Source organism: Synechococcus sp. OH2 (assembly GCF_047462155.1).
Classification (GTDB): Bacteria; Cyanobacteriota; Cyanobacteriia; order Thermostichales; family Thermostichaceae; genus Thermostichus.
Genome location: NZ_JANSIR010000095.1, coordinates 99967 through 103004, shown reverse-complemented (window position 1 = coordinate 103004; position 3038 = coordinate 99967). Strand labels below are relative to the sequence as shown.

Sequence of the window (3038 nt, the reverse complement as noted above, 5' to 3'; positions counted from 1 at the left end):
TCGGCACCTGCCGCGTCCGGCCCTAGGCCGCTGAGGGGAGTGCCGTTCCAAACGCCGCGGTTGATGAAGGTGGGTGGCTCCGCGGGGTTGGAAGGGTTGTAGTTGGGGTTGCGCCGGATGATCAGCCGCACGCCATCATCACCATCGAGGATGCGGTAGCTCTGCAGGCCCGGCCAGCGGGGATAGAGCTCCCCTACCCAGCGGACGACGAAGAAATCGTTGCCGTTGTTGTTGCCACTGCCGGATCCACCGGTTCTGCGCCGCCAGCAGGAGCGTAGGAAGTTGAACTGGTTGGGGTTGAATCGGAGCTCGCTAGTTCCCTGTCCGTTGGGGAGCAGCCTAGTGAGGTCGTATCCAATGCGAGGGCTGCCGACAGGCACATAGGAATAGCCGATGTCATCCGCATCGATGGGCGCATTCGGCAGGCCGTTATTGCCGTCTGGCTCTCCGCAACTGGGCATCCAGAACCAGTCGCCGCGATCCCGGCGATCCGGACTAGGATCAGGCGGGATGAAAGGTGGCCGAGGCTCCCGAAGAAGATCATCCCAACGATTCGGCGGCGCGAGAATCGGCACCGACAGGCGGCAAAGGGGCTGCAGGATGTCAGACAAAGAGCCATTGCAAGTGGAATTGTTGTACAACAGCCGCTTGAAGGGAGACCTTGAATCCCGGGACGTGCTGCTGCCGAACTGGTACTGGAAGCCACCCCACCAGGGAAAACCGCTGCCGCTGCGGGCAAAAGGTGCTAGGTTAGCTGGATTATCGATAGCGTCGCGCACGCAGGCCCAGCGCTGGTCGTTGGTGGCGCTGTCCAAATTGGTCGTTGGACAACGCGGCGCACTGCTGGTGTAGCCGTTGTTGTATTGACCGATGGCATCCGGCACCCCCTGGGCCGGGAACACCGGATCCGGCCAGCGCACCGCCCTCAGGTAGCGCAGGTTATCTGGAGCAGTTAAGAGCAAAGAGTTTACATCGTTAGTTCTGGGAAACTCCGTGTTGCGGTTGTACTGGCTCTGCGGGCTGGTGATCCAGCCGTTGTAGTACTCGGCCAGCAGGCCAGCGCCGCCAGGGTTCGGGCAGGGCCCGATGGGAGCCACCATCACCCAGCGGGAGGTATCCAGCACCGGGTTGCCCAGGGCCGAGATGCGCACGCCGAAGTTGGCATAGTCCCTATCTGGCGCCCGCAACTGCCGCTCCGCCGGCACGCCCCGACCTACTGTCCAGTCGGCTTCATTGGAGTTGGGATCGGTGCTGTTGCGGCGCTCAAAGAGGGTGTCGCGGGCAAACACGTCCGGCCAGCCGGGCTGGTTGGTGTTGTCGCCCAGGTTCTGGGCCCCGCCGGTGTTGTCGAAGCGCAGGACACCGGCGCCAGCGTTATTCGGATCCGGAGCCGGCCAGTTGATGCCCCGGATCACCAGCGCCTGGTTGAGGAAGGAGGTGTTGGCCCCGAGGTTTGGCCCGCTGCAGCCGTAGTAGTCGTTGCGGCGAGGGGAAGAAGCTCGTCCATTTTGGTAGTCGCGGTTGGCCACAAAGCTGCTGCCGCCGCCGTTGAGGGTGCCATCCTGGACAAAGCCATCGTCAATGCTGCCATCGCAGAAATCGGCGGAGAGGATATTGATCGAGTCGCCTATGATCTCGCTGGGCCGCCAGAGATCTTCCGCTGCCCGGGCAAAGCGCCGGTCTTCATCCCTCCGGAGTCGCCCGTAGAAGTTGCTGTAAAGGCCGTCTGATCCGAAGTTGAGGAGAGTCTTGACCTCTTCCAGCCGATCGCCTCCCCTCGTCTGGTGCAGGTTAAAGTCCCCTTGGATGTAGACGGGGTTGTCGGAAATAAAGGAGAGGCCAAAGACAGCTTCATCGAGGTTAAACCCGCCGCGGGCCAGCACCGCCCCATTGCGCAGCCGGAAGCCATAGGGCCGCCGATCCGGATCGGGGTAGTAGTCCACCGGCTTGGGGCTAAGCCCCTCGTTGGAGACGGGTGGATCGCCGACCGGTTGGTTGCGACCGGGCTGACCGGCATTCATGATGAAGGGAAGGGTGCCACGGGCGTTTGCCGCTTGCCAGGCAGTTTGATAGGCGGCGAAGTTGGTCAAAGGCGGGCGGGCAATGGCATCCTCCCGCACCGCATCTTCCCGGAAGGCGTAGAAAATACCCCCCTCGCGGCCTTCTTGCACGCCGGCAGGCAGCCAAGTATCCCCGTTAATCAAGCCGTTGGCCTGACCGTTGACGTTGTTGGTCAAAAGGGCCAGGTCGATGTTGAGGGCCCGCACTGCCATTGCCTCGCGGCCATCGTAAAACACCGAATCTTTGAAGGGCACGCGATGGCACTGGTCGCCGACTCGGATCAGCTCCATCTGGTTGCTGTTGGGATGGTTGCCACCGAGTAGGGTGCTGCTGGGGCAAGTGGCAGTGGCATGGGGCAAACGCCAGTCGTTGATGGTGGAGCGAGGCCGAAGAGCCACTTGCTCGAGGTCGGTTACTGCCCGGTAGGTCACATCCGGCAGCCAGGAGTAGGCGCCTCGCCGCTCGCTCTCTATGGGATCCGCCTGGCCAAAGTCGCTGGTGGGGAAGATGTAGCGCAGCGGCAGGTAGAAGCGGTTAGAGGCATTCAGATCACCCCTACGGCTGGCTTGAATGTCATCCCGAAGGATCTGAGCTGCTGGATCCCCGGCGTTGGCAGCCGCCTCAATCCGCAGAATGTTGTCGGCCAGCATGCCCAGCATGCAGCCCGCCGTCTGCAGCGTGGTTTGATCCGCCAAGCTAAGGTTGTTCGGGTTGTTGATGATTCGCCGCAGCTCGGAGAAGTTGCCAAAGGCAGTGATGAACGGATCTGGGTGGATGCGGCCCGCCTCCTGCCTGGGCGGATAGGCCCCGTCGGGGTCGCCAGCAAAATTGGCCAGGTTGGTCAGCGCCGTCCACAGGGGCGTCCCAGGCCGCAGCCGCTCTTGCATCGGCCCAGGGTCATATTCCCAGACGTTGGTGCCCTGGCCGGTGAAGAAGTTGATGCCCAGTTGGTCGGTCTGATCGCCGGCAGGGAAGGG

The 3038-nt window shown here is 62.6% G+C and carries 1 pseudogene; it reads right to left on the bottom strand.

Annotated features, from left to right (window positions below):
* Nucleotides 1-3038: pseudogene (locus tag NW835_RS08960) on the bottom strand (type II secretion system protein); the annotation flags it as partial.